Below are 24,095 nucleotides of genomic sequence, written 5' to 3'. Positions count from 1 at the left end.
GTACCGCGAAGGTCGTGCCGTCCCGCGGCCAGGTGCCTGCGCCGGCGGGACGCTTTCCGGGGGCGCTCGGCCGAGCATCGATTCCCATGACGTACCGATTCCTCACCCCACCTCCGCCTCCGGCCGACGGCCTCGTCGCCGGCGTCTACCGGCAGCTGCGGGAGGACTTCCTCGGGCCGCTGCCGACCTTCAAGGTGCTCTCGGCCGCGCCCGAGATCCTGGCCGCGACCTGGGCGCTGATGCGCGAAGCCCTGCTGGTCCCACCCGAGGGCCGCGTCGACCGCGAGGTCGTGGCGGCGGCGGTGTCGGTGGCCAACCGCTGCCGGTTCTGCGTCGACGCCCACGTGACGCTGCTGCACTCGCTCGGGGAGCACGCCCTCGCCGAGGTCATCGCGGGCGGCGGCCGGCCCGCCGGGGCGCGGCACGCCGAGCTTGTCGACTGGGCGGCGGCCAGCCGCAGCCCCCGGGCGTCGCGCTGGAACAGCCCGTACGGGCCGGAGGTCTCCGGGACGCTGCTGGCGTTCCACTTCATCAACCGGGTCGTCTCGGCGCTGCTCGACCCCGATCTGCTGCCGGGCGGGCTGCAGCGCTTCCCGGCGGTGCGGTCGGCCGGCGGGCGGTTCTACGCCCGGACCACCCGGTCGCGATCGGCGTTGGAGCCGGGCCGAAGCCTCGCGGTTCTTTCCGCCGGGACGCCGCCCGCGTGGGCCGGGGACAGCCCGGTCGGGGTCGCGTACGCGGCGTTGCGGGACGCGACCGGGGGAGACCTGCTGAGCGAGGCCGTCCGCGAGACCGTGGTGGGCACCGTGCGCTGGGAGGACGGCACGCATCCGGCCCGGCCGGCCGACTGGGCCACCGACCTGGTTCGTGACCTGCCTCCGGCCGACCGCGTGGGCGCCCGGATCGCGCTGCTGACCGCCTTCGCGCCCGCCGCGATCAGCCGGGGCGACGTCGAGCTGTGGCGACTCACGCATCCGTCCGACGCCGATCTCGTACGCCTCATCGCATACGGCGCCATGACCGCCACCGACCACGTCGCCCGGTCCCTCGACCCGGCCCACCGATAGGAGCCCGCCATGCGCAAGGCTTTCGTCGTCGCGAGCAGCCTGCTGCTGGTCGCGTTCGCGCTGCAGTTCGTGTTCGCGGCCGTGGGCGCGTTCACCAAGCCCGCCGGGGGCGACGGCTCCTACGCGTTGCACAGCATCACCGGGATGGCGGTGATCCCCGCCCTCACCGTGCTCTGCACCGCGCTCGCCCTGCTGTCCCGGGCGCCGGGCAAGGTCGTCGGCCTGGCGATCCTGCCGCTCGGTGTGGTGCTGCTGCAGGTGCTGCTGGCCGCCCTCGCGAACGCGCTCACCGACGACGCGGGCGCCACCACGCCGGTCGGGCTGGTCGTCGGCGGCCTGCACGCGGTCAACGGCATCGTGGCCGTGCACCTCGTGGTCGGCCTGGTGCGAGCGGCCCGCCGCCTGGCCGCGCCGGCCGCGGCCGCCTCACCGGCCGCGCCCGCCGGACCCGCCTCATCCGCCGGACCCGCCTCACCGGCCGTGCCTGCCGGACCCGCCTCATCCACCGCGTCGGCCTCATCCGCCTCGCCCACCGCGTCGGCCTCACCTGCTGCGCCTGCCTCGTCCGGCGAGCTGGGGCGGGCATGAGCACGGCCTCGATGATCATCCTGGACCTCCTGGCGGGAGTGCTCGCCGCCGGTGGGTGGCTGGGCGCGGGCGCGGCGGCGACCACGGGGCGCCGCCGGCTCACGCTCGGCCTGATCGCCGCGGCGACCCTCGCCACGCTGGCGCGGGCGGGCACCACGGTCGCGCTCGCCCGCGCGGGCTGGTGGTTCGCGGGGGAGAAGGTCCTGATCGGCGCGCCGTTGTCGCTTGCCGCCCTCGTCGCCGGACTGCTGCTGCGAGGGCCGGTCCCGCTGCTGTTCGCCGGTTACGCGTCGAGCGCCGCCGTGCTGGTCACCGTGCTGCACGGCTATCCCGCGTCGGTGAGCGCCGGGCTCCTGGCCATTGCCGGGGTGGCCGGGGCGACCCTGGTGTCGTGGCGGCTGCTCGGCGGCCGGCGACTCCCGCGGACGGCCGTGGCGGCGACCCTGGCCGCGCTGGTGACCGGTCTGGGACTTGCGGTCGCTCCCGGCGCTGCTCCCGCCGTACCCCATCATCATGCTTTTGCGGCGGCCCCGGCCGCCGGCGAACCCGCCGAGCGTTTCACCCTCACGGCCGCGACCGCCACCGTGCGGGTGGGCGGCCACGACGTCGATGCGTGGGCGTTCAACGGGCAGGTGCCCGGCCCGCAGCTCACCGCCACCGTCGGTGACGTCCTGCAGGTGACCCTGCGCAACCGCGACATCAAACGGGGTGTCACGCTGCACTGGCACGGCTACGACGTCCCGAACAGCCAGGACGGCGTGCCCGGCGTGACCCAGGACGCGGTCCTGCCGGGGCAGGAGTTCGTGTACCGCTTCCGGGCCGAGCAGCCCGGGACCTACTGGTACCACACCCACGAGGCCTCCGACGTGGGCGTGCGGATGGGCCTCTACGGAGTCCTCGTCGTCCACCCGGCGCCGGTGACGGGAGTGGACGTGACCATTCCGGTGCACACGCTGGCCGGGCGCCCGCTGCCCGCACCCACCACGTCGCCGGCCCGCGCCGGGACGCCAATCCGGCTGCGTCTGATCAACACCGACAGCACGACCCATCGGTACGCCCTCGCCGGCGCCCCCTTCGAGGTGGCCGCCATCGACGGCAACGATCTGCAGGGACCGGCCCCGCTCTCGCGGACCGCCATCCTGATCCCCGCCGGAGGCCGGTACGACCTGACCCTCACCGCGCCCGCCACCCCGGTTGCCCTGTTCGTGGACGGCCGCGCGGTCTACTCCACCGGCCCGCTCGACGCCGAGACCGCCGGCTGGCCGGTGCTGGATCCGCTCACCTACGGCTCCGGCGCGGCCCCGCCGCCCGATGCCGACCGCTCGTTCACCTTGGTGCTCGACCGGGGTCTCGACCTGCGCGGCCTGCTTCCCCGGTACGCCCACACGGTCAACGGCGCGGCCTATCCCGACATCCCCGACGAGGTCGTCCACCTGGGCGAGACGGTCGAGTTCACCGTCGTCAACCGCTCGCCGGCGATCCACCCGTGGCACCTGCACGGCCACCACGTGCTCGTGCTTTCCCGCAACGGCGTTCCGGCGACGGGAAGTCCGCTGTGGCTGGACTCGTTCGACGTCCGCCCCGGCGAGGTGTGGAAGGTCGTCTTCCACGCCGACAACCCCGGGATGTGGGCCAACCACTGCCACAACCTCCCGCACGCCGACGCGGGGATGATGCTGCACCTGCGCTATGCCTGATCGGGGGTTGCATCCGGTACCCAGGTACAGCCTTACCTTCGGGTGGACGACGCGAAAGCTTGAGGAGGCTACGCATGTCCGACACCCCGAAATCGCAGCTCGGCGATCTGGCCGGGCTGGACCCCGGCGCCCTTGCCGGGCTGGGCCTGGACGCCGGCGCTCTCGCCGGGCTGGGCGGCGACTGTGCTGTCACCCGGCAGAGCTTGAGCGGCGCTTTGACCGCCCGGCTCGACCAGGTGCAGGCCGAGATCGCCGAGCGGAACCGCGCGGCCGTGGCGGCCGGAGCCGGAACGCCCGGCTGGGCGACCGAGATCAGCGCCAGCGCCTCACTCTCCGAGACGGCGGCCCGGCTCCAGGCCGCGACCGCCGCCCTGGCCGGCACGGCCCACACCGGACCGTGCACAGCGGACTGCGGCTGCGGCGCCGCACTTTCCGCGGCCGCCACGACCTACCATTTCCCGGCCGAGAGCCCTCTCGCCTGCGACCTGGCCGCCGACGACGGCGACATCCACGACCGGATCGGCGAATGGCAGCGCGTCCTCACCCGCGTCGACCGCCGGGACGCGTTGCCCGACACCGCCGACGGGATCGCGTTGCGGTTCCCGTTCGACGTCGAGCTGGCGGCCTCGCTGGGCCGGCTCGCCGCCGCGGAGTACCGCTGCTGCTCCTTCGGCAGCTACACCCTCGTCATCGACGGCGACGGCCTCCGCGTCGAGATCCGCATGCCCGCCGGCGCTGCCGGCACCATGGCCGCGGTCGTCGGCCGCCCCGACACGTCGCCGGCCGGGGGTCGCGCATGACCCGGCCCGTCCCGCCCGTCCCCGACATCGATCCGCACGGCGGCGCCGGGGTCGCGGGTGATCCGAACCGGCCTGTCCCCGGCCCGCCCGGCGGCGCCAGGGTCGATCCGAGCCGGCCCGTCCTACCGATGGCCGACCTGAGCCCGCCGCGCCGGAGCCGGATCGCCGGCGGGCTGGCCGCGCTCGCCTGCCTGGCCTGCTGCGCCCTGCCGCTGCTCATCGCCGCCGGCGTGCTCACCGGCGCCGGCGCCGCCCTGCTCCAGCGGACCCTTGTCGCGGTCGCCGCGGGCCTGGCCACCCTGGCCCTGGGCATGTGGTGGCTGCACCGCCGCCGCTCCACCCGCCGGGCCGCGGCGTCCGCGGGTTGCGGCTGCGGCGGCGCCGGCTGCGGCTGCTGATCCGGGTCGGCTCAAGCGGTCAGGGACCGGCTGATCACCATCCGCTGGATCTGGTTGGTGCCCTCGACGATCTGCAGGACCTTCGCCTCGCGGAACCAGCGCTCCACCGGATAGTCGCCGGTGTACCCGTACCCGCCGAGCACCTGCACCGCGTCGGTCGTCACCTTCATCGCGACGTCGGTGGCGAACAGCTTCGCCTTGGCGGCCTCGATCGAGAACGGCCGGCCGGCGTCCTTGAGCCGGGCCGCGGCCAGAACCAGCGCCCGCGCCGCCGAGACCTGGGTCGCCATGTCGGCCAGCATGAAACCGATGCCCTGGAAGGAGGCGATCGGCTTGCCGAACTGGATGCGCTCCTTCGCGTACGCCGCCGCGTAGTCGACCGCCGCCTGGGCCAGCCCCACCGCGCAGGCGCCGATGCCGAGCCGCCCGGCGTCGAGGGCCTCCATCGCGATGCGGAAGCCGCTGTTTTCCCCGCCGATCAGGCGCTCGCCGTCGAGGTGCATGTTCTCGAAGACGAGCTGCGCCGGCGCGGACGAGCGCAGGCCCATCGTGCGCTCGGGTTTCTGCGGGTGCAGGCCGGGCGTTCCGGCGTCGGCGAGCAGGCAGGAGATGCCGCCGGCGCCGGGGCCGCCGGTGCGGCAGAAGACGTTGTAGAAGTCGGCCTGGCCGGCGTGCGTGATCCACGCCTTGGTGCCGTCGACGACCCACCCCGTGCCGTCGTGGGTCGCCCTGGTGGTGAGGGCCGCGGCGTCCGAGCCGCCTTGCGGTTCCGAGAGCGCGTACGCCCCGAGCAGATCGCCGCCGAGCATGTCGGGCAGGAGTTTGCGCTGGCGTTCGCTGCCGTGCGCATAGACCGGGTAGCACGCGAGCGTGTGCACGCTGACCGCCTCGGCGACGGCCAGCCACCGGCCCGCGAGGATCTCGAGAACCTGCAGGTACACCTCGTAGGGCTGCCCGGCACCGCCGTCGGCCTCGGGGTAGGGCAAACCGAGCAGGCCGGCCCGCCCGAGCGTGCGGATGATCTCGCGGGGGAACTGGCCGCGCCGCTCGAAGTCGTCGGCCTGGGCCAGCTCGCCGTCGGCGAGCTCACGGGTCAGGTCGAGGAGCTCGCAGGCTTCCTCGGTGGGGAGGATCCGGTCAACCGTCACCCCCTCATCTTAACGACCGTTCAGGTGACCGTCAGCATCGGCGCCGCGAACTGTCGCTAAGGTGTCGGGGTGACCGCACAGCCGTTGCTCGCCGTCGACGCGCCCAGCCTCTACTTCCGTGCCTTCCACGGCATCCCGGAGAAGGCGGCGCAGACCGCCGCCGGCGAGCCGGTGAACGCGGTGCGCGGGTTCCTCGACATGATCGCTCAACTCGTTCGCACCCGGCGGCCCGACCGGCTGGTCTGCGCGCTCGACGCGAGCTGGCGGCCCGAGTGGCGGGTCGCGCTGGTCCCCTCGTACAAGAAGCATCGGGTTGCCCACGGCGATGTGGAGGTGGTGCCGCCGTCGCTGGAGCGCCAGATCCCGATCCTTCTAGAGGTGCTCGCCGCGGTGGGGATCCCCGCGTTCGGTGTCGACGGCTACGAGGCGGACGACGTGCTCGGCACCCTGGCCGCGACCCAGCCGGCGCCGGTCGAAGTGGTCTCCGGTGATCGTGACCTGTTCCAGCTGGTCGACGACGAGCGGCAGACCCGCCTGCTGTACTGCGGGCGCGGTGTCGCGAAACTCGAGGACGCCGACAACGCGCTGGTCGAGGCGAAATACGGCGTGCCGGCGAGGTGGTACGCGGATTTCGCGGCGATGCGCGGCGACGCGAGCGACGGCCTGCCGGGAGTGCCGGGCGTGGGGGAGAAGACGGCGGCCCGGCTGGTCACGCGCTACGGCGGGGTCACCGAGATCCTGGCGGCGCTCGACGATCCCGACGCCGGCTTCGCCCCGGGCGTCCGCGCGAAACTTGCCGCCTCGAAGGAGTACCTCGAGAAGGCGCTGCCGGTCTGCAAGGTGGCCCTCGACGTGAAGCTGCCCGCTTTCGACCCGGCGCTGCCCCGGGCCCCGAAGAACCCGGACGCGCTGCTGGCGCTGGCCGAGCGGTGGAATCTCGCGAGCTCCGCGAAAAGGCTGATCGACGCCCTCGCCGGCTAGCTAGTCGTCGGCCGGTTTCGACGCGAAGAGGGTGAGACCGAGGCGGCGCGACAGGAAACTTGCCGCCAACTGGCCGCGCACGCTGTTGCCGTAAGCGTCGAGCGGTGGCGAAAAAGCGGCCAGCCCGCCCTTGCCCGGCGACACCACGATGATGCCGCCACCGATGCCGCTCTTGCCCGGGACGCCGACGTCGTAGAGCCAGTCCCCGGAGGTCTCGTAGAGCCCGGCGGTCGCCATCACCGCGAGGGTGTGATGGCAGGCGGCCGGGCCGACCAGGCGCTCGCCGGTGCGCGGGTTGACCCCGCCGTTCGCGAGCGTCGCGCCCATGACGGCCAGATCGGTCGCGGTGACGCGCAGGCAGCTCTGCCGGGTGTAGAGATCGACCGCGTCGACCGGATCACAACCGAGAAATCCGTACGTCTGCAGGAGGTTGGCCAGGGCGCGGTTGCGGTGGTTGGTGGCCGCCGCCGACGGGAAGACCTCCTCGTCGAGCGGCAGGTCCCGGCCGGCGAACCGGGACAGTCCTTCCTGGACGAAGCGCCATTTGGCCTCGACGTCGCCGCCGGGCGCGAGGCTCACCGTGCCGATCGCGCCCGCGTTGACCATCGGGTTGGTGCGGCCGTCGTGCGAGCGCTCGACGGCCGCGGCCGAGTTGAACGGCAGGCCGGTCGCGTTCGCCCCGAGTTTGCGCCGCATCTCGCCGGCGCCGAAGGTTTCGCAGACCAGCGCGAAAACGAACGGCTTGGCGACGCTCATCATCGCGAAACCCTGCTCGGCGTCCCCGGCCGCGTAGACGCCGCCGCCGACGCCGGCCGCGCACAGGCCGTACAGATGCGCGGGCACCCGGGCGAGGGCGGGATAGAGGGCGGAGGGTGCGCCGCTGTTCTCGTCGCGGTAACGCTCGTAGGCCTCGTCGAGACCCTTGCGAACCATGTCGGCGGAGGGAAGCTTGCCGGTCGAAACGTACGCCGCGTCGTCGTACTCGGCATCCATGCGATCAGCGTAGGGCCAGCTCATAAGTCTGGCCCACCAGGTCCGCGCCGAAGCTGTGGTGCTTTTCCTCGCCGGTGAGCCGGAAGCCCCGCCGCAGATAGATGTGCCGCGCCGCGACGAGCGGATCGTTGGTCCACAACCGCATCCGCGCGTAGCCCGCTTGTTTCGCGAAACTCACGCAAGTGTCGACCAGTTGCCCGCCGACGCCGTGCCCGCGCGCCTCCGGCGTCACGAGCAGGATCCGCAGCACCGCCGTGTCGTCCTCGCGGGCGTCGACGCAGAAGATCGACCCGGCGCGCTTGCCGTCGATCTCGGCGATCCACGCGTTCTCCCGCGCCGGGTCGCGCCCGGTCGCATAGTCGGCCACGATCCGCGCGACGAGCGCCTCGAAGCTCGCGTCCCAGCCGTACTCCTTGGTGTAGATCTCGCCGTGCGCCTTGACCACCCAGCCGAGGTCGCCCGGCTCGCCCAGCTCCCTGATCATCTCGACCCCTCCTCACTGAAACAGTCGTTTCAGTGAGATGCTAGCGGTCGTGACGTCGGGCAGGCGAGAGGAATTGCTGGAGCTGGCATACGCGTACGTCCGCGAGCACGGCCTCTCCGATCTCTCGCTCCGCCCGCTCGCCGCCGCGATCGGCTCCAGCCCTCGCGTCCTGCTGTTCCTCTTCGAGAGCAAGGACGGCCTGGTCAAGGCGCTGCTGGCCCGGGCACGGGCCGAGGAGCTCGCGCTGCTGGAGGGTCTTCCGGCGTCCGCCGGCCTCACGGCCGCGTCCGAGGCCGTCTGGCGATGGCTTTCCGCCGACGCTCACCGTCCGTTGCTGCGCCTCTGGGTCGAGGCGTACGCCCGGAGCCTGCTCTCGCCGGAGTCCGGGCCGTGGTCCGGCTTCGCGGCCGCCACGGTGGCCGACTGGCTGGCCGTGCTCGCCGCCTCGGAGCCCGCGGCCACGCGCGACACGCCCGGCGCGGTGGCGCGGCGGACCGCCGCCCTCGCCGTCCTGCGCGGCGCCCTGCTCGACCTACTGGCCACCGGGGACGTCGAGCGCATCACGGCCGCCGTCGACCGTCAGCTCGAGTCCCTTCGCGTCTAGCCACTCGTCGAAGCGCAACTTTCCTCGCGGGCCGGCGCCGGTCGGCAGCAGCCCGCCGGTGGCCATCTTCCAGCCCGCCGACGACGGCCACGGCGTGCTCAGCACGAGCTTGTGCAGGCCGCGGGCCTTGGCCGCCCGGCGCGACGCGGTCGACATCAGCATCTGCTCGGGTCCCGCCAGCTCCGGGACGCGTCCCGACGGCGGTCCCTCGGCGAGGCGTACCAGCTCGTCCGCCACATCGGCGGCCGCGACCGGCTGGGTGCGCATCCGCGGCACGAACGCCACCGGTCCCGGCACCAGCGTCAGCGACTGCAGCGTGAGCTCGAAGAACTGGGTCGCCCGCAGCAGGGTCGCCGGCACCGGGCCGTCGAGCACGATTTCCTCCTGGCGCAGCTTGCCCAGGTAGTAGCCCCAGCGCACCCGGTCGATCCCGACGATCGACAGCAGCACGTGATGCCGGACCCCGTGCCGGGCAGACTGCCTCCCTGTGACAGACGTTTTCTGGCGCGCCCACGAGGGCCTGCCGCGTGAGGCGCCCGGCTCGGCCGAAACGACCGCCCTGCTGCTGCGGCTGGCCGGCCCGTTGCCCGATCGTCCGCGGATCGCCGACATCGGCTGCGGCACCGGCCCGGCCACCGTCGCCCTGGCCCGGCTCACCGGCGGCGACGTGACGGGCGTGGACCTGCACGAGCCGTTCCTCCACGCCCTGACGGCGCGGGCGCGCGCGGCGGGGGTCGGGGACCGGGTCACCGCGCTGCGGGCCTCGATGGACGACCTGCCGCTGCCGCCCGGCTCGGTGGACCTGCTCTGGGCCGAGGGGTCGGCCTACATCATGGGCTTCGACGCGGCCCTGGCCGCCTGGCGGCCGCTGCTCGCGCCGGGTGGCGTCCTGGTGCTTACCGAGGCGGAATGGCTGACCCCTTCGCCGTCGGCCGGTGCGCGGGCCTTCTGGGACCCCGGTTATCCCGCGATGCGCACGACGGCCGGCAACGTGGAGGCGGCGCAGCGGGCCGGCTGGACCGTGCGGGCCGTCTACGTGCTGCCCGACTCCGACTGGGACGAGTACTACGGGCCGCTGGCCGCCCGGATCGAGGAGCTGCGGCGCGAGGGAATCGCGGAGGACCTGCTGGGCCCGGTCGCCGAGGAGATCGAGATCCGCGCGCGGTACGGCGACGACTACTCGTACACGGGATACGTGCTGCGTCCCCGTCCCTGACCTCCGATCGCCGGAGATGTGGGCATTGTGCGGAAATCGAGCGGTTCGGACCTTGGGAAGCCTATAACAAAAGGTGCGCAATGGTTCCGCACGCGCGACATCCGAGGAGCTCCGCATGACGCAAGTCGCCCCGCGCCCGGTCGCCACCCGGCCGTACCCGGTCCGGCGCCAGGTGAAGGGATCGGCGTTCACGCGGATCCTGCGCACCACGGACGCGAAGCAGATCGGGATCATGTATATGGTCACGTCGATCGTGTTCTACACGCTCGGCGGGTTCATGGCGCTGCTGATGCGTACGGAGCTGGCCCGCCCCGGCATGCAGATCCTCTCCCCGGAGCAGTTCAACCAGCTGTTCACCATGCACGGCACGATCATGTTGCTGTTCTTCGCGACGCCGATCGTGTTCGCCTTCGCCAACTTCGTCGTGCCGATCCAGATCGGCGCCCCCGACGTCTCCTTCCCCCGCCTCAACGCGTTCGCCTACTGGCTGTACCTGTTCGGCGGCACGATCACGATGAGCGGCTTCCTCACTCCGGGCGGGGCCGCCGACTTCGGCTGGTTCGCCTACGCCCCGCTGAGCGACTCGCTGCACTCGCCCGGCATCGGCGGCAACATGTGGGTGGTCGGCCTCGCCATCAGCGGTCTGGGCACCATCCTCGGTGGCGTCAACATGATCACCACGATCCTGACCCTGCGCGCCCCCGGCATGACCATGTTCCGCATGCCGATCATGACGTGGAACATCCTGGTCACCAGCCTGCTGATCATCCTGGTCTTCCCGTTCCTGGCCGCCGCGCTCTTCGCGCTCGCCGCCGACCGGGTGATCGGCGCCCACGTCTTCGACGTGGACACCGGGGGGCCCATGCTCTGGCAGCATCTGTTCTGGTTCTTCGGCCACCCCGAGGTGTACGTCGTCGCGCTGCCGTTCTTCGGCATCATCACCGAGGTCATCCCGGTCTTCAGCCGTAAGCCGGTGTTCGGCTACAAGGGCCTGGTCTCCGCGACCCTGCTGATCGGCGCGCTGTCGATGTCGGTGTGGGCGCACCACATGTTCGTGACCGGCCAGGTGCTGCTGCCGTTCTTCAGCTTCCTGAGCTTCCTCATCGCGGTGCCGACGGGCATGAAGTTCTTCGTGTGGATCGGCACGATGTGGCGCGGCCAGATCAGCTTCGAGACACCGATGATGTTCGCGATCGGCTTCCTCGTGACCTTCCTCTTCGGCGGATTGTCGGGTGTGCTGCTGGCGTCGCCGCCCATCGACTTCCACGTGTCCGACTCGTACTTCGTGATCGCGCATTTCCACTACGTGCTGTTCGGCACGATCGTGTTCGCGGTGTTCGCCGGCATCTATTTCTGGTTCCCCAAGATGTTCGGCCGCATGCTCGACGACCGCCTCGGCAAGGTCCACTTCTGGCTGACCTTCCTCGGCTTCCACGCCACGTTCCTGGTGCAGCACTGGCTCGGCACCGAGGGCATGCCCCGCCGCTACGCGGACTACCTGGCCAGCGACGGCTTCACTTTCCTCAACACGTTCTCGACTCTCGGCTCCTTCGTCCTCGGCTGCGCCACTCTGCCGTTCATCTACAACGTCTGGCACTCCTACAAGGTCGGCCAGCTCGTGACCGTCGACGACCCCTGGGGCCACGGCAACTCCCTCGAGTGGGCGACCACCAGCCCGCCGCCGCTGCGCAACTTCGACCACATGCCGCGCATCCGCTCCGAGCGCCCCGCCTTCGACGCGAAGTTCCCGCACCTGGCCGCCGGCGAGATGTCCCTGGCCGGCCCGCCCGAGGGCGGCGCGAAGCCGCTGACCAAGCAGGCCGACGGCGGCGCCACGTACCAGGAGGACATCGGCACCGACCGCGACCGCTGACCGAATATCGCTGGCCGGGCCAAGTAGGGTTTGCGCCGTGGAAGAGATCGATCGCGCGATCGTGGGCGCCCTGACCGCCGACGGGCGCTTGTCGTACACCGACCTGGCCGAGCGCGTGGGCCTGAGCGTCTCCGCGGTTCACCAGCGCGTACGCCGCCTGGAGCAGCGCGGCGTGATCGCTGGTTACACCGCGCGGGTCTCGTACGAGGCGCTCGAATTGCCGCTGACCGCCTTCGTGGCAATCCGGCCCTTCGATCCCTCCCAGCCGGACGACGCGCCTGAGCGCCTGGCCCACCTCTCCGAGATCGACTCCTGCTACTCGGTGGCGGGGGAGGACTTCTACATGCTCCTGGTCCGGGTGGCCAGCCCCGCCGACCTGGAACGCCTCCTGCAGGAGATCCGCACCGCCGCGAACGTCACGACCCGCACGACGGTGGTGCTGTCCACGCCGTACGAGAATCGGCCGCCACGCCTCGAAGCGCCGGTCGCCGCCACCAGCACTGACCTAGAATCCTAGGATGCCTTAGGGAGTGTGTCTCCGATGACGGCAACCGTACGAGCTCTCGCCGACGGCACCGAGATTCCGGTTCTGGGGCTGGGCGTCTGGCAGATCCGGGATGGGCGCGAGTGTGAGGACGCGGTGCGGTGGGCGCTGGAGGCGGGCTACCGTCACATCGACACCGCGCAGAACTACGGGAACGAGCGCAGCGTCGGCCGGGCCCTTCGCGACAGCGGCCTGGCCCGCGACGAAGTCTTCGTCACGACCAAGTTCGACCCGGGACCCCGCGACCCCGCCGCCGAGCTGGAGCGAAGCCTCGAACGGCTCGGTCTCGACGCCGTCGACCTGTACCTGGTGCACTGGCCGGCCGGCGGCCCGACGCGGGCCTGGGACGGCATGCAGCGCGCTCACGAGCGCGGCCACGCCCGCGCGATCGGTGTCTCGAACTTCGGCGCGGCCGACATCGAGTCGTTGCTCGGCGTCGCCGCCGTGCCGCCAATGGTCAACCAGGTCCAGTTCAGCCCGTTCGAGTTCCGCCGGGGGTTGCAGGAAGCGTGCGAGCGGCGGGGCGTGGCGCTGGAGGCCTACAGCCCGCTGGGAACCGGCCGGCATTTGCGCGATCGGGAGGTCGCGGCGATCGCCGACCGCCTCGGGCGTACGCCGGCGCAGGTTCTGGTCCGCTGGTCGCTGCAGCGGGGCCTGATCGTGCTGCCGAAGTCCAGCCACCACGACCGCATCGTGCAGAACGCCGCCGTCTTCGACTTCGAGCTCACCGGCGACGACCTGACCGTCCTGGACAAGCTGGACCGCACCCACGGCACCGACCGGGCCCTCGAGCACCCTTGGTGGTAAGCCGTCAGCGGTAAGCCTGCTCCTGCAGCCGGTACAGCTCGGCGTAACCCCCGTCCGCCGCCATCAGCTCCTCGTGGCTGCCCTGCTCCGCGATCCGCCCGTCCTCGAGCACCACGATGTGGTCGGCCATCCGGACCGTGGTGAAGCGGTGTGAGACCAGCACGGTGACCGCGCCCTGCATGCGGGCTGTGCGGACCTGGTCGATGAAGTGCTGGAACAGCTCGTGCTCGGCCATCGGGTCGAGCGCCGCCGTCGGCTCGTCGAGCACCACGCACAGTGGAGGATTGTCGCCGGCCACCTCGCGCATCAGTGAACGGGCGAGAGCGAGGCGCTGCCACTGGCCCAGCGAGGGCTCGACCCCACCGAAGGCAGCGCCCAGCTGGCCTTCGAGGCCGTTCAGCGAAGGGGCGCCTGCCCGCGACATGGCCGACGTCACCGACGGCGGGTGACGGATAAAGGGGATATTTCCGATCCCGACCGTCTCCCGGACCCGCAGCCGCAGCCGGGCGAAATCCTGGTACACGCCGGCCAGCCGCGAACGCCACCCCACCGGCGAGAGCGAGGCGAGCGGCACCCCGTCCACGGCGATCGCACCGGCGGTGGGGACGTACAGGCCGGTCAACAGCTTGATCAGGGTGGTCTTGCCGGCGCCGTTGGGGCCGACGACGGCCACGGTGCTCCCGGCCGGCAGCGAGAGCGAGACGTCCCGAAGCGCGTCCGAGGAAGACCCCGAATAGCGGAACGAAACGCCCGACAGCGTGATCCCCGCGCTCAGCCGGGCCGGCGCCACACCGGACGCAGCGTCGAAGGAGTCCGCGTAGCCGCGCAGCCACCAGTAGTGCGAGACCGCGTGCCCGGCCTCGGCGGCGATCCGCACGCTTTCGAGGACATCCCGCAGCTGGCTCTGCAACTGCGTCACGAGCGAGACGACCAGCACGGCCGTGCCGACCGTGGCGCGGTCCGAGTGGATCAGATCGGCGACGACCATCATGGCGACGGCGAAGCCGGCCGCGTAGAGGACCCAGGTCAGCGACCGCCACAGGGTGCCGTGCCACTGCGCGCGGGCCTCCAGCGCGGAGGCCTGGTCCCAGAAGGCGCGGGCCGAGCGGTTCAGGGCGACGCCGCCGTCGGTCAGCATGACCTCCTTGGCCGGCTCAGGGGAGACGCAGAGCTCGTGCAGGCGTTGCTCGCGCAGCAGCAGCGAGGTGCCGGCGTCGCGGGCGTCGCGCAGCAGGCGGTCGGCGTGGCGGTTGGCCAGCACCAGCGGGACGGCCAGCACGAGCAGCAGGCACAGCCAGGGGCTGACGGTGACGAGCAGCGCAACCGTCACGACGAGGCCGAGCGCGGCGACGATCGAGTCCAGAGTGGACCACGGCATGGAGGCGAGGGCCTGCGAGCTGTCGAAGATGCGGTTCCACCGGTCGATGTAGGGCGCGTGTTCGAGGTGGGTGATCGTGGGGATCGACGAGACGCGCCGCTGGAGCTCTTCGTTCAAGCGGCCCCGGGTGCGGGCGACGACATAGATCCAGAGGTTGGTGCGGACGCGTCCGGTCGCGGCGCTGATCGCGTACGCGAAAGCACCGACCACGACCGCAAGAACGACGCCGGCGGTGAGTCCCGCCGCGCTGTCGTCGACGAGTTTGCGCTGGCTGAGCGCCATGGCGGCGATGACGCCGGCCTGCCCGACCGTGAGCGTGGCGAGGATCAGCCCTTGGCGGCGCGCGGAACGCCAGGTGAGCCCGGTGACGTGGGAGAGCAGGCGGGTCCAGTCCTTCATCGGAAGGCCTCCGCCTGCGTGGTGAAGAAACGCGCGTAGCGGCCGCCGAGCGCCAGCAACTCGTCGTGGGTGCCGTCCTCGGCGACGCGGCCGTCGTGCAGCACGATGATCCGGTCGGCGGCGCGCACGGTCGAGAGCCGGTGCGAGATCAGAATGGTGGTCGTGTCCCGCACCTGCGCGACGACCTGGTCGTAGAAGGACGCTTCGGCCCGCACGTCGAGGTTGGCCGTCGGCTCGTCCAGCACCAGCAGCCGCCGCCCGGCCGCGACGCCGTGCAGAGCCCGCGCGAGCGCCACCCGCTGCCACTGCCCACCGGAGAGATCCGTGCCGTCCGGGCCCTCGCGCCACAGCAGCGTGTCGAGCGAGGCCGGCAGGTCCGCCGCGCCCGCCCGTTCGAGCGCGGACAGCACCGCGTTGTCGTCCCCGTCAAGCCCGCCTGTCACGTTTTCGCGCAGGGATGCCGGGTATTTCACGAAATCCTGAAAGAGCGCCGTCATGGCGGGCCGGGCGGTGCTCCCGCCGACCGTGATCGTCCCCGACTCCGGCCGGTACAGCCCGGCGAGAAGCTTCACGAACGTCGTCTTGCCGGCCCCGTTCTCGCCGACGACCGCCACGACCTGCCCGGCCGGGATGGTCAGCGTCAGGCCGTCCAGCACCGGCCGCCGCGCGCCCGGATAACTGAAGACGACGTCGTCGAAGACAACTTCCGGCGGTGAGGGCTGCGGCTGGGTGACGGGTTGCGCTTCCTTCATCCCGTACGCGTCGACAAGCGCGTCCGCGTCGGCGATGCCCCGCAGCCCGTACTCGATGTCGTAGGCCTCCATGCCCATGCCGCTGATCGCCAGCACCCCGAACCCGGCGAGCACATAGGTGATGAGCCGCCCCGGCTCGAGCCGCCCGTCGAGCACCGCCCACGCCGGCGCGCCGAGGACGACCGCCCCCGCGAGCAGCGAGCCGGCCACGATCGGCCACTGCCGGCGCAGCACCCCGAGCATCTCCCGCCACACCGGGCCGTACGTGCGCACGGCCGCGGCCCGGAACCGCCCGGCGAACCAGTCGCTGAGCCCGAACAGGCGCACATCCTTGGCCGCGAAGTAGACCGCCTGGGAGGAGACGTAGTGCTCGTAGCGCTGGCCGGCGGTCTCGGCGTCGAGCTTGTCGATGATCTTCATCCACTGCCGGCGGACGACCGCGCGCATGGCGAGAGCGGCCACGAACAGCAGCACGGCGAGCGGCACCGAGAACATCGCCACCACGACGGCCGCGGCCACCGCGCTGACCATCCGCAGGATGAGCACGAGCTGCCCGACCGCCGCGTTGCCGGCCGACCGCTCCTGGGCGATGCCCATGCCCTTGTCGACCGCGCGGGAGATGCGGTCCTGGAACTCTTCGCTCTCCAGAATGTCCAGTCGCGGCAGTCCGGTGGCGATCGCGCGCATGCGGGCCCGCAGATCCCCGTCGATCCGCCGCACGACCAGGGTCCGCAACGGCTGGAAGATCAGCCACGCGACCTGGTCGAGGAGGAACAGCCCCGCCACCGCGATCGCGGCGACGGCGGCCGCGCGTACTCCCCGGTCTTGGAAAAGGACGGTGACCAGGCGCCCCACCGCGATCGCCATCAGCGCCGGAACCACCGCCCGCGCTGCTTGCAGCAGCGCGAGAAGCGCGCCGCCCCCGCGCGGCAGTAGCCGCAACAACCGCATCCGCGCGGCGATCATCGACACCCCCCGAAGTCGAGCGGGATCGATCCTATGGCCGCAGGACCACCTTGCCGAGGTTTTTTCGCTCCTCGATGATCCGGTGCGCCGCGGCGGCCTCGGAGAGGGGAAGCTCGGCGTGGATCGCGGGCCGCAACTGGTCCGTGCGGGCGAGCTCCCAGAGCTCGGCGGTGTGCGCCTGGTAGCGCCCGGGATCGTCGGCGGCGAACCGGGCGATGGTCAGCCCCGTGACGGTCTTGCCGCCCGCCATCAGCGCCGGGACGGGGATCTCGCCGCGGCCCGACCCGAAGGCGACAAGTCTTCCGCCGGGCCGCGCGGCTTCCAGGACCCACGGGATGAGGTCGCCGCCCGCCGCGTCGAGCACGACGTCTACCTCCACCGGGTCGCCGTAAATCTTGACGTCGTCGGCGCCGAGCCCGCGCAGGAAGTCCGCCTTCGCCGGCGAGGACGTGGCGGCTATGACGCGGTCGGCGCCGCGCAGCTTGGCGAGCTGCACGAGGAGGTGGCCGACGCCGCTGGCCGCCGCGGTGATCAGGACTGACTCGCCCGGCCGGAGCGCGGCGGCGGTGAGAGCGGCGAGGGCTACGTGGCCGCCGCGGATCAGGGCTACGGCGAGGGTGTCGCTCGCCCAGTCGGGGATGGGGGTGGCGAGCGCGGCGGGAATGGTGACGATCTCCGCGTAGGAGCCGGTGAACGACAGCCCAGTGACGCGGCTGCCGATGCTCGCCGCCGCGTCGCCGTTTCTCCGCGGCCTTTCCGCCTCGCCGTCTCGCCTGGGCCCCTCCGCGTCGCCACTTCGCCCGGGCCTGGTGGCCTCGCCGCCGATGACGGTGCCGGCCACCTCGCCGCCGATCGGTGCGGGCAGGGCGGTGGGATCCCCGGCGCGCACGCGGCGCACCGCCGGAAGCGTCACCCCGATCGCCGCGGTGCGCACCAGTAGCTCGCCCGGGCCGGCGGTGGGCTCGCCGGCCTCTTCGAGGCGCAGCACCTCGGGTCCGCCGTAGGAGTAATGACGCACGCGCCGCATGGCAACCTCCGGAATCGTTGGGGATCCCCCACGATAGTGAAGAACGGTGGGTATCCCCAACGGTTTTCGGTAGGGTGATCCGCATGCCGGAGCCCTACGCGCCCGAACGCATCCGTGGATTGCCGAGCTGGCTGCTGGGCCGGGCCGCCGCGCGCGGGCACCGGCTGGTGGCCGAGGCCCTGGCCACCGAGGGCGTCCGGATGATGCACCACGCCGTCCTCGCTTCGGTGGCCGACCTCGAGCCGGTCTCCCAGGCGACACTGAGCCGCACCCTGGGCGTCGACCCCAAGGAGATGGTCGCCATCGTCCAGGACCTCCACCGCGACGGCCTGGTCGACCGCGCCTCCGATCCGTCCGACCGCCGCAAGCACGCCATCTCGATCTCGCCGCGAGGCCGCGACCTGCTCACCCGCACCGAGCGCCTGGGCGCCGCGGCGAACGACGAGCTCACCGCCGCCCTGACCCCCGACGAGCGGGCCCAGCTGATCGCCCTGCTGACCCGCCTGATCACCCCGCCGGTGGTGCGCTGAAGGCGGGTCCGGCCCCGCACGCCGGCCGCACGTCCCGGTATACGAACGGCCGGTCCCGAGTCGCGAGACAAGCGCCGGATATATCCGCTTAAGTGCACCGCAGGCTGATCACGTAGCCCAGAGCCTGATGATTTCCCGCTCGCGCCGGACAGCAAATCATCAAGATCGGCCCGCCCCGCGCTGGCCCGCCCCGCGCTGGCCCGCCCCGCGCTGGCCCGCCCCGCGCTGGCCCGCCCCGCGCTGGCCCGCCCCGCGCTGGCCCGCCCCGCGCTGGCCCGCCCCGCGCCGGCCCGCCCCGCGCCGGCCCGCCCCGCGCCGGCCCGCCCCGCGCCGGCCCGCGCGGGGCTGGCCTGATGATTTTCCGTTCGTGCCGGGCAGCACATCATCAAGATTGTGCCGCGCCGTGCCGCCGTGCCGCGCCACGCCGCCTTGCCGCGCTCGGCCACGCTGCGGCGGGGCCGGACCCGCCTTCAGCGCACCACCGGCGGGGTGATCAGGCGGGTCAGCAGGGCGATCAGCTGCGCCCACTCGTGGGTTGCCGCCGGGGCGGGTGAGCCGAGCCGGGCCTGGCCCGGGTGAGGTGGGCCGGGTGGGGTGAGCGGGGATGGGGTGAGGGTCAGGTGGGGAGGTCGGCTCGGGCGCACTCGGTGACGTAGGGGAGCTCGAACTCGGTGCGCCCCACCAGGTCGGGGTGGGTGGCGACCAGCTTGCGGACCTCGTTGAGCAACGCCGCGCGCTCGGCGGCGGGCAGCAGGATGATCGCGCTGCGGGACGCGACCAGGTCGATCAGGCGCTCCGGGCCCAGGGTGGTGGACCAGCGGAAGTGGGTGACCTCGACGGGGCCGAAGGGCGGGCCGACGGTGGTCTGGCGTTCGCGTTCCTGGTTGCCGATGATCTCGCCGAGGCGGTGGACCCAGGGCACCGACTCGTCGCGCAGGTTCCAGATCAGCCCCAAGCGGCCGCCGGGGGAGAGGACCCGGGCCACCTCGGGGACGGCGCGTGCCACGTCGACCCAGTGCCAGGCCTGGGCCACCAGCACGACGTCGGCGGAGGCGGCCGGCAGGGGGATGGCCTCGGCGGAGCCGATCAGGGCCGGCACGCCGGGCACGGCCATGGCGAGCTGGCCGAGCATGCCCTCGGAGGGGTCGACGGCGGTCACCTCGAGGCCGCGGTCGGTGATCTGCCGGGTGAGCTTGCCGGTGCCGGCGCCCAGGTCGAGCACGCGGGGGCGGCCGGCGGGCAGCAGCCAGTCGAGGGCGGCGCCGGGGTAGCCGGGGCGGCCGCGCTCGTAGATCTCGGCGGCGGGCCCGAACGAGTTGGCGTGTGCGGCGTGATCATTCACGGCGAAGATCCTATATCGCAGTGTCCTAGGACGCTTCAGGCGATGTGTCCCGGAGCGCACGGTTTCAGAACCGGGCGGCGGGGGCAAATTCTTGTTGGACGACAATCAAGAAGGGGCGAACCGATGAGCTTCTCCGACAAGGTCAAGAACGAGGCCGACGAGCTGGCCGGCAAGGCGAAGCAGGCCGTCGGCCGCGCCACCGACAACGAGAGCCTGGTGGCCAAGGGCGAGGCCCAGGAGGCTTCGGCCGAGGCCCGCAAGGCGGCCGAGCACGTCAAGGACGCGGGCAAGAACGTCAAGGACGTGTTCGAGTAGACCCAACCCGCACGGTTAGGGATGTCGGGCCCCGGGACAACGAAGTCCCGGGGCCCGACACACCCCCAGAGGAGAAACGCTCAGTCGGTGGCCATCTGCTTGCGCCACCAGTCCTGCCCGGACTCGGGCAGCGTGTCGATCGGGTCGTAGTACGCGTACAGCTTCGACAAGGCCTCGGCGTCGTCCTTCTCGATCGAGGTGCGGTAGTTCTTGGTCCAGTACGAGATGCCGTGCTCGCGGTCGTACTCGTTGAGCATGTGCACCCACCGCTTGCCGACGAACGGCACGTCGCAGACGATCCGCGGGGTGGCGTAACCGGGCAGGTAGCCCATCATGTCGTGCTGCAGCTGCTGGGCGACCCCGACCGGGACCCGCCAGTGCTCGGCGTTGGGGATCATGTCGCACATGTAGAAGTAGTACGGCAGGATGCCGGTCTCGCCCTGCAGCCCGAAGCACAGATCCAGCAGGTCCGCCGTGGTGGCGTTGACGCCGCGCATCAGCACGCCCTGGTTGCGCACGTCGCGCACGCCGACCTCGAGCAGCGTCTGCGCCGCCTTCGCGACCAGCGGGGTCAGCGAGTTCACGTGGTTGACGTGGGTGTGCACGGCCAGGTTGACGCCGCGCCGGGACGCGGTGATCGCGACCCGCTGCATGCCCTCGACGACGTCGGCCTGCAGCCAGTGCTGGGGCAGGCCCATGAGGGCCTTGGTGGCGAGCCGGATGTCGCGCACCGTCGGCACCGACAAAAGCCCCATCAGGTACGTCTCGAGCTGCTTCCACGGCACGTTGGCCACGTCGCCGCCGGAGACGACCACGTCCCGTACGCCGGGATGGGCCTTGAGATAGGCCAGGTGCGCGTCGTAGCGGTCGACCGGCTTGAGGGACAGCTTGAGTTTGTCGACCGTGGGGGTGCTGTTGCCGACCAGGTCCATGCGGGTGCAGTGGCCGCAGTACTGCGGGCAGGTGGAGAGCAGCTCGGCCAGGACCTTCGTGGGGTACCGGTGGGTCAGGCCCTCGGCGACCCACATGTCGTGCTCGTGCAGCGAGTCGCGGGTGGCGTGCGGGTGTGACGGCCAGACCGGGTCGCGGTCGGAGGCCACCGGGAGCATGTAACGCCGTACGGGATCGGCGTAGAACGACTCCGTGCCGGGCGTCCCGGCCGGGACCATGGTGTTGAGCATCTGCGGCGGGATCAGCATCGACATGGTGGCGTGCTGCTGCTGGTCGGCCTCGAGGTCGGCGTAGAAGCGCTCGTCGAGCAGGTCGCCCATGACGGCGCGCAGCTGCTTGATGTTCTTGACGCAGTTGACCCGCTGCCACTGGGCCGACTCCCACTGGGCGGCGGTGACGTCACGCCAGCCGGGGAATCTGGTCCAGTCCGGCTCGACCAGGGGGCGGCGCTGGTAGTCGTAAGGCTGACCCGTTGCTGCGGTCATGGCTGCCTCCCTGGCGCGACGTTGCGGACCCCGACCAACGTACTGGATATTCTTTCGTCTAGAAACACTATGCCCGGAGGATTTACGGTAAGACCGCTGTTCAACGTCCTTGATTTCTTGGTAGAGGTGGTGCGCATGTCGGCTTCTGTGGGGCTTGCCCGGGTTCTGGAGCCCGAGGGGGTGCTGCCGCAGGCGGCGTGGCGGCTCGACGCGCGTCCCGAGATCGCGGCCGACGAGGTGCGCATCGCGGTGGAGCGGCTCAACCTCGACGCCGCGAGCTTCCGGCAGCTGGCCGAGAAGCACGGCGGTGACGGCGACGCGGTCCGGGCCGAGGTCCTCGAGATCGTCGGGACGCGCGGCAAGATGCACAACCCGGTCACCGGCTCGGGCGGCATGCTGATCGGCGTGGTCGAGGAGGCCGGCCCGCAGTCGCCGCTGGGCCTGAAGCCCGGCGACCGGGTGGCCACGCTCGTCTCGCTGACGCTGACCCCGCTGCGGATCACCGACGGCCTGGCCGGCTGGGACGGGAAGAGCGAGCAGGTTCCGGCACAGGGGACGGCGATCCTGTTCGGCCGTTCGGTCGCCGCGGTGCTGCCCGACGACCTGCGGCCGGAGCTGGCCCTGGCCGTCTACGACGTGTGCGGCGCGCCCGCGCTGACCGACCGCGTGGTCCGCGACTACGAGACCCCGGTGACCGTCGCGGTGCTCGGCGGCGCCGGCAAGAGCGGCTCCCTGTCGCTGACAGCGGCCCGCCTGGCGGGGGCGCGGACCGTTGCGGTCGTGATCAACGAGCGCGAGGCGCAAATTGTCCGAGACGCGGAACTCGCCGACGCCATTGCCATCGCCGACGCCCGCAACCCCGTCGAGGTGTCGAAGGCGGTCACCGAAGCGCTGGGCGCCCCGGCCACGGTCACGGTGGTCTGCGTGGACGTCCCCGGCTGTGAGCACGGCGCGATCCTGGCCACCGCCGCCGGCGGCACGGTGATCTTCTTCTCGATGGCGACCAGCTTCCCGGCCGCCGCGCTCGGCGCCGAGGGCCTGGCCGCCGACGTGACGATGCTGATCGGCAACGGCTACCTGCCCGGCCACGCGGAGTTCGCCGTCGACCTACTGCGCCGTGTCCCGGCGGTGCGGCGGTTGTTCGAGGAACGCGTCGCGGGACACTGAGGCCTATGACGAAGCACCCCTCGGTTCTGTTCACCCACGGCCGCTTCTACTCCGCCGCCGACCCGCGGGCCACCGCCATGCTGGTCCGCGACGGCGTGATCGCCTGGCTGGGCGACGCCGCCGACGCTCCGTCCGCCGACCGGCGGGTGGATCTCGGCGGTCTGCTGGTCACCCCGGCGTTCGTCGACGCGCACCTGCACGCGACCGACACCGGCCTGGCCTTCGACGGCCTCGACCTGTCCGGCGTGCGTTCCGCCGCCGAGCTCCTCGACCAGGTCGCCGCCTTCGCGCAGACGCGGCCGGCCGACGGCGTGGTGCACGGGCACGGCTGGGACGAGTCGACCTGGGCCGACCAGACGCCGCCGGCCGCGGCGGAGCTCGATCGGGCGGCCGCCGGCCGCCGCGTCTATCTGTCGCAGGCATCGGTGCACTCGGCCCTCGCGTCGACGTCGCTGCTGGTCGCGGCGGAGGGCATCGACGGGTACGACGAGTCCGGCTGGGTGCGGGAGCACGCTCACCACGCCGTACGGGCGGTGGCGCTCGGATCCCTGACACCGGCGCAGCGGACCGCGGCGCAGCGCACCGCCCTGACCCGGGCGGCGTCGATGGGCATCGCCGCGGTGCACGAGTGCGGCGGCCCGGGCACGTCCAGCGAGGAAGACTTGCTGTCGGTGCTCGCGCTCTCCGGGCAGGGACTGCCGCTCGTGTACGGCTACTGGGGCGAGCTGGGCGGGGCCGAGCGGGCGCGGGAGCTGGGTGCGGTCGGCGCGGCCGGCGACCTGTACGCCGACGGCGCGCTGGGATCGCGGACGGCGTCGCTGCGGCACGCGTACCACGACGGCGACCAGGGCCTGGGCGAGGCGTTCGTGACCGCCGAGCAGGCCGCCGCGCACCTTCTCGACTGCATGCGGGCCGGCGTGCAGGGTGGCTTCCACGCGATCGGCGACGCCGCGATCGAGGCGGTTCTCGACGGCTTCGCGCTCGCCGCCAAGCAGGTCGGCGTCGACGAGGTGCGCGCGGCCGGGCACCGGGTCGAGCACGTCGAGCTGATCGACAAGCCGATGATCGCGCGGATGGTGGAGTTCGGGGTGACAGCGTCGGTGCAGCCGGTCTTCGACGCGCTGTGGGGCGGCACCGACCGCATGTACGCGCAGCGCCTCGGCCGGGCCCGGGCCCTCGCCAGCAACCCGATCGGCACGATGCACGCGACCGGGGTGCCCCTCGCCTTCGGCTCGGACTCGCCGGTGACCGCGCTCGACCCGTGGTCGGTGGTGGTCGCCGCGGCGGCCCCGACCAACCCGGTGCACCGGATGGGCGTGCGGTCCGCGTTCGCCGCCTCCTCGCGGGGCGGCTGGCGGGCGGCCGGGGTCGCCGACGCGGGCGTGCTCGCGCCAGGCAAGCAGGCGACGTTCGCGGTGTGGGAGACGCCGGCCGGCACCACCGAAGGCCTGCCCACGCTGCTGCCCGACGTCGAGGGCGTGGTCCCGGCCCGGCCGTCCTGCGCCCGCACGGTCCTGGCCGGCGAAACGATCTTCGAACGGTGACATCCCCGGCCGGCAACGGCGCCGGCCGGGCCCGAAATC

24 protein-coding genes are annotated in these 24,095 nt (G+C 72.2%); 15 read left to right on the top strand and 9 right to left on the bottom strand.

Annotation, left to right across the window (positions count from 1 at the left end; genetic code table 11):
• Positions 1 to 86 precede the first annotated feature (86 nt).
• The 5 genes from ACQPZX_RS24975 to ACQPZX_RS24955 all read left to right on the top strand — a co-directional run bounded on the left by ACQPZX_RS24975 (position 87) and on the right by ACQPZX_RS24955 (position 4,550).
• Positions 87 to 1,067 carry a carboxymuconolactone decarboxylase family protein gene (locus tag ACQPZX_RS24975; RefSeq protein ID WP_433359442.1) on the top strand — a complete coding sequence of 327 codons (981 nt, stop codon included), beginning with the start codon at positions 87 to 89 and terminating at the stop codon, positions 1,065 to 1,067.
• Between the two features lie 9 nt (positions 1,068 to 1,076).
• Positions 1,077 to 1,655, top strand: a complete 579-nt coding sequence (locus tag ACQPZX_RS24970) for a DUF6220 domain-containing protein (RefSeq protein ID WP_433359439.1) — start codon at positions 1,077 to 1,079, stop codon at positions 1,653 to 1,655.
• The gene (locus ACQPZX_RS24965) at positions 1,652 to 3,352 is read left to right on the top strand and encodes a multicopper oxidase family protein (RefSeq protein ID WP_433359436.1); all 1,701 of its coding nucleotides are present in this window, start codon (positions 1,652 to 1,654) and stop codon (positions 3,350 to 3,352) included. The genes ACQPZX_RS24970 and ACQPZX_RS24965 overlap by 4 nt, the downstream gene beginning before the upstream one ends.
• Before the next feature lie 74 nt (positions 3,353 to 3,426).
• Positions 3,427 to 4,152, top strand: a complete 726-nt coding sequence (locus ACQPZX_RS24960) for a hypothetical protein (RefSeq protein ID WP_433359433.1) — start codon at positions 3,427 to 3,429, stop codon at positions 4,150 to 4,152.
• Positions 4,149 to 4,550: a hypothetical protein gene (locus ACQPZX_RS24955; protein ID WP_433359430.1), complete on the top strand. Its 402-nt coding sequence runs from the start codon at positions 4,149 to 4,151 to the stop codon at positions 4,548 to 4,550. Before ACQPZX_RS24960 ends, ACQPZX_RS24955 begins: the two co-directional genes overlap by 4 nt.
• A gap of 11 nt (positions 4,551 to 4,561) precedes the next feature.
• On the opposite strand, the gene ACQPZX_RS24950 is transcribed toward ACQPZX_RS24955, so the two are convergent.
• On the bottom strand, positions 4,562 to 5,698 hold the full coding sequence (locus tag ACQPZX_RS24950; RefSeq protein WP_433359427.1) for an acyl-CoA dehydrogenase family protein: 1,137 nt from the start codon (positions 5,696 to 5,698) through the stop codon (positions 4,562 to 4,564).
• 69 nt (positions 5,699 to 5,767) lie between these two features.
• Here ACQPZX_RS24950 and ACQPZX_RS24945 point away from each other — a divergent pair, with 69 nt between their 5' ends.
• A complete protein-coding gene (locus ACQPZX_RS24945; protein ID WP_433359424.1) occupies positions 5,768 to 6,679 on the top strand; it encodes a 5'-3' exonuclease in 912 nt (303 codons plus the stop codon).
• Here ACQPZX_RS24945 and glsA read toward each other — a convergent pair whose 3' ends face one another.
• Together glsA and ACQPZX_RS24935 are read right to left on the bottom strand one after the other, a co-directional pair.
• Positions 6,680 to 7,672 carry a glutaminase A gene (glsA, locus tag ACQPZX_RS24940; RefSeq protein ID WP_433359421.1) on the bottom strand — a complete coding sequence of 331 codons (993 nt, stop codon included), beginning with the start codon at positions 7,670 to 7,672 and terminating at the stop codon, positions 6,680 to 6,682.
• 4 nt (positions 7,673 to 7,676) lie between these two features.
• Positions 7,677 to 8,156 (bottom strand): GNAT family N-acetyltransferase, encoded by a 480-nt coding sequence (locus ACQPZX_RS24935; protein WP_433359418.1) that lies wholly within the window; start codon positions 8,154 to 8,156, stop codon positions 7,677 to 7,679.
• Between the two features lie 49 nt (positions 8,157 to 8,205).
• Between ACQPZX_RS24935 and ACQPZX_RS24930 the strand changes: the two genes are divergently transcribed.
• Positions 8,206 to 8,760: a TetR/AcrR family transcriptional regulator gene (locus ACQPZX_RS24930; RefSeq protein ID WP_433359415.1), complete on the top strand. Its 555-nt coding sequence runs from the start codon at positions 8,206 to 8,208 to the stop codon at positions 8,758 to 8,760.
• Here the strand turns inward: ACQPZX_RS24930 and ACQPZX_RS24925 are convergent.
• Positions 8,689 to 9,210, bottom strand: coding sequence for an SDR family oxidoreductase (locus ACQPZX_RS24925; RefSeq protein WP_433359412.1), 522 nt, complete (start codon positions 9,208 to 9,210; stop codon positions 8,689 to 8,691). The genes ACQPZX_RS24930 and ACQPZX_RS24925 overlap by 72 nt on opposite strands.
• Before the next feature lie 37 nt (positions 9,211 to 9,247).
• Here ACQPZX_RS24925 and ACQPZX_RS24920 point away from each other — a divergent pair, with 37 nt between their 5' ends.
• The 4 genes from ACQPZX_RS24920 (at position 9,248) to ACQPZX_RS24905 (ending at position 13,200) form a co-directional block, all read left to right on the top strand.
• Complete coding sequence (locus ACQPZX_RS24920) at positions 9,248 to 9,976, top strand: SAM-dependent methyltransferase (protein WP_433359410.1); 729 nt, start codon at positions 9,248 to 9,250, stop codon at positions 9,974 to 9,976.
• A 115-nt stretch (positions 9,977 to 10,091) separates the two neighbouring features.
• Positions 10,092 to 11,849 (top strand): aa3-type cytochrome oxidase subunit I, encoded by a 1,758-nt coding sequence (ctaD, locus tag ACQPZX_RS24915; RefSeq protein ID WP_433359408.1) that lies wholly within the window; start codon positions 10,092 to 10,094, stop codon positions 11,847 to 11,849.
• A gap of 37 nt (positions 11,850 to 11,886) precedes the next feature.
• The gene (locus ACQPZX_RS24910) at positions 11,887 to 12,366 is read left to right on the top strand and encodes an Lrp/AsnC family transcriptional regulator (protein WP_433359406.1); all 480 of its coding nucleotides are present in this window, start codon (positions 11,887 to 11,889) and stop codon (positions 12,364 to 12,366) included.
• Positions 12,367 to 12,390: 24 nt separating this feature from the next.
• Positions 12,391 to 13,200, top strand: coding sequence for an aldo/keto reductase (locus ACQPZX_RS24905; protein ID WP_433359404.1), 810 nt, complete (start codon positions 12,391 to 12,393; stop codon positions 13,198 to 13,200).
• A gap of 4 nt (positions 13,201 to 13,204) precedes the next feature.
• Here ACQPZX_RS24905 and ACQPZX_RS24900 read toward each other — a convergent pair whose 3' ends face one another.
• From ACQPZX_RS24900 to ACQPZX_RS24890, 3 genes are read right to left on the bottom strand one after another with little or no spacing between them, the layout of a single operon-like run.
• Positions 13,205 to 14,977: an ATP-binding cassette domain-containing protein gene (locus tag ACQPZX_RS24900; RefSeq protein ID WP_433359402.1), complete on the bottom strand. Its 1,773-nt coding sequence runs from the start codon at positions 14,975 to 14,977 to the stop codon at positions 13,205 to 13,207.
• Complete coding sequence (locus ACQPZX_RS24895; protein ID WP_433385427.1) at positions 14,974 to 16,695, bottom strand: ABC transporter ATP-binding protein; 1,722 nt, start codon at positions 16,693 to 16,695, stop codon at positions 14,974 to 14,976. Before ACQPZX_RS24895 ends, ACQPZX_RS24900 begins: the two co-directional genes overlap by 4 nt.
• Positions 16,696 to 16,726: 31 nt before the next feature.
• The gene (locus tag ACQPZX_RS24890) at positions 16,727 to 17,722 is read right to left on the bottom strand and encodes a quinone oxidoreductase family protein (RefSeq protein WP_433359400.1); all 996 of its coding nucleotides are present in this window, start codon (positions 17,720 to 17,722) and stop codon (positions 16,727 to 16,729) included.
• Between the two features lie 83 nt (positions 17,723 to 17,805).
• On the opposite strand from ACQPZX_RS24890, the gene ACQPZX_RS24885 reads away from it, so the two are divergent.
• Positions 17,806 to 18,252 carry a MarR family winged helix-turn-helix transcriptional regulator gene (locus ACQPZX_RS24885; protein WP_433359398.1) on the top strand — a complete coding sequence of 149 codons (447 nt, stop codon included), beginning with the start codon at positions 17,806 to 17,808 and terminating at the stop codon, positions 18,250 to 18,252.
• A gap of 616 nt (positions 18,253 to 18,868) precedes the next feature.
• Here the strand turns inward: ACQPZX_RS24885 and ACQPZX_RS24880 are convergent.
• Positions 18,869 to 19,594, bottom strand: a complete 726-nt coding sequence (locus tag ACQPZX_RS24880; protein WP_433359396.1) for a class I SAM-dependent methyltransferase — start codon at positions 19,592 to 19,594, stop codon at positions 18,869 to 18,871.
• Positions 19,595 to 19,717: 123 nt separating this feature from the next.
• On the opposite strand from ACQPZX_RS24880, the gene ACQPZX_RS24875 reads away from it, so the two are divergent.
• Complete coding sequence (locus tag ACQPZX_RS24875) at positions 19,718 to 19,909, top strand: CsbD family protein (protein ID WP_433359394.1); 192 nt, start codon at positions 19,718 to 19,720, stop codon at positions 19,907 to 19,909.
• 80 nt (positions 19,910 to 19,989) lie between these two features.
• Here ACQPZX_RS24875 and ACQPZX_RS24870 read toward each other — a convergent pair whose 3' ends face one another.
• On the bottom strand, positions 19,990 to 21,345 hold the full coding sequence (locus ACQPZX_RS24870) for a KamA family radical SAM protein (RefSeq protein WP_433359392.1): 1,356 nt from the start codon (positions 21,343 to 21,345) through the stop codon (positions 19,990 to 19,992).
• Between the two features lie 135 nt (positions 21,346 to 21,480).
• On the opposite strand from ACQPZX_RS24870, the gene ACQPZX_RS24865 reads away from it, so the two are divergent.
• Together ACQPZX_RS24865 and ACQPZX_RS24860 are read left to right on the top strand one after the other, a co-directional pair.
• Entirely contained in the window at positions 21,481 to 22,512 is a 1,032-nt protein-coding gene (locus ACQPZX_RS24865) for an L-erythro-3,5-diaminohexanoate dehydrogenase (RefSeq protein WP_433359390.1), read from the top strand.
• A 5-nt stretch (positions 22,513 to 22,517) separates the two neighbouring features.
• The gene (locus ACQPZX_RS24860; protein WP_433359388.1) at positions 22,518 to 24,056 is read left to right on the top strand and encodes an amidohydrolase; all 1,539 of its coding nucleotides are present in this window, start codon (positions 22,518 to 22,520) and stop codon (positions 24,054 to 24,056) included.
• Positions 24,057 to 24,095: the final 39 nt, after the last annotated feature.

The sequence above is a fragment of the Actinoplanes sp. CA-142083 genome (genome assembly GCF_050942195.1).
Taxonomy (GTDB): Bacteria; Actinomycetota; Actinomycetes; order Mycobacteriales; family Micromonosporaceae; genus Actinoplanes.
The sequence above is the reverse complement of the archived record's forward strand: the minus strand, read 5'-3'. Positions and strand labels throughout refer to the sequence as shown.

Coding starts and splice junctions, on each gene's coding strand:
- ACQPZX_RS24875 (WP_433359394.1), top strand. CDS start 19,718: ATGAGCTTCTCCGACAAGGTCAAGAACGAGGCCGACGAGCTGGCCGGC.
- ACQPZX_RS24905 (WP_433359404.1), top strand. CDS start 12,391: ATGACGGCAACCGTACGAGCTCTCGCCGACGGCACCGAGATTCCGGTT.
- ACQPZX_RS24935 (WP_433359418.1), bottom strand. CDS start 8,156: ATGATCAGGGAGCTGGGCGAGCCGGGCGACCTCGGCTGGGTGGTCAAG.
- ACQPZX_RS24960 (WP_433359433.1), top strand. CDS start 3,427: ATGTCCGACACCCCGAAATCGCAGCTCGGCGATCTGGCCGGGCTGGAC.
- ACQPZX_RS24870 (WP_433359392.1), bottom strand. CDS start 21,345: ATGACCGCAGCAACGGGTCAGCCTTACGACTACCAGCGCCGCCCCCTG.
- ACQPZX_RS24970 (WP_433359439.1), top strand. CDS start 1,077: ATGCGCAAGGCTTTCGTCGTCGCGAGCAGCCTGCTGCTGGTCGCGTTC.
- ACQPZX_RS24955 (WP_433359430.1), top strand. CDS start 4,149: ATGACCCGGCCCGTCCCGCCCGTCCCCGACATCGATCCGCACGGCGGC.
- ACQPZX_RS24965 (WP_433359436.1), top strand. CDS start 1,652: ATGAGCACGGCCTCGATGATCATCCTGGACCTCCTGGCGGGAGTGCTC.
- ACQPZX_RS24860 (WP_433359388.1), top strand. CDS start 22,518: ATGACGAAGCACCCCTCGGTTCTGTTCACCCACGGCCGCTTCTACTCC.
- glsA (WP_433359421.1), bottom strand. CDS start 7,672: ATGGATGCCGAGTACGACGACGCGGCGTACGTTTCGACCGGCAAGCTT.
- ctaD (WP_433359408.1), top strand. CDS start 10,092: ATGACGCAAGTCGCCCCGCGCCCGGTCGCCACCCGGCCGTACCCGGTC.
- ACQPZX_RS24900 (WP_433359402.1), bottom strand. CDS start 14,977: ATGAAGGACTGGACCCGCCTGCTCTCCCACGTCACCGGGCTCACCTGG.
- ACQPZX_RS24895 (WP_433385427.1), bottom strand. CDS start 16,695: ATGATCGCCGCGCGGATGCGGTTGTTGCGGCTACTGCCGCGCGGGGGC.
- ACQPZX_RS24865 (WP_433359390.1), top strand. CDS start 21,481: ATGTCGGCTTCTGTGGGGCTTGCCCGGGTTCTGGAGCCCGAGGGGGTG.
- ACQPZX_RS24885 (WP_433359398.1), top strand. CDS start 17,806: ATGCCGGAGCCCTACGCGCCCGAACGCATCCGTGGATTGCCGAGCTGG.
- ACQPZX_RS24890 (WP_433359400.1), bottom strand. CDS start 17,722: ATGCGGCGCGTGCGTCATTACTCCTACGGCGGACCCGAGGTGCTGCGC.
- ACQPZX_RS24975 (WP_433359442.1), top strand. CDS start 87: ATGACGTACCGATTCCTCACCCCACCTCCGCCTCCGGCCGACGGCCTC.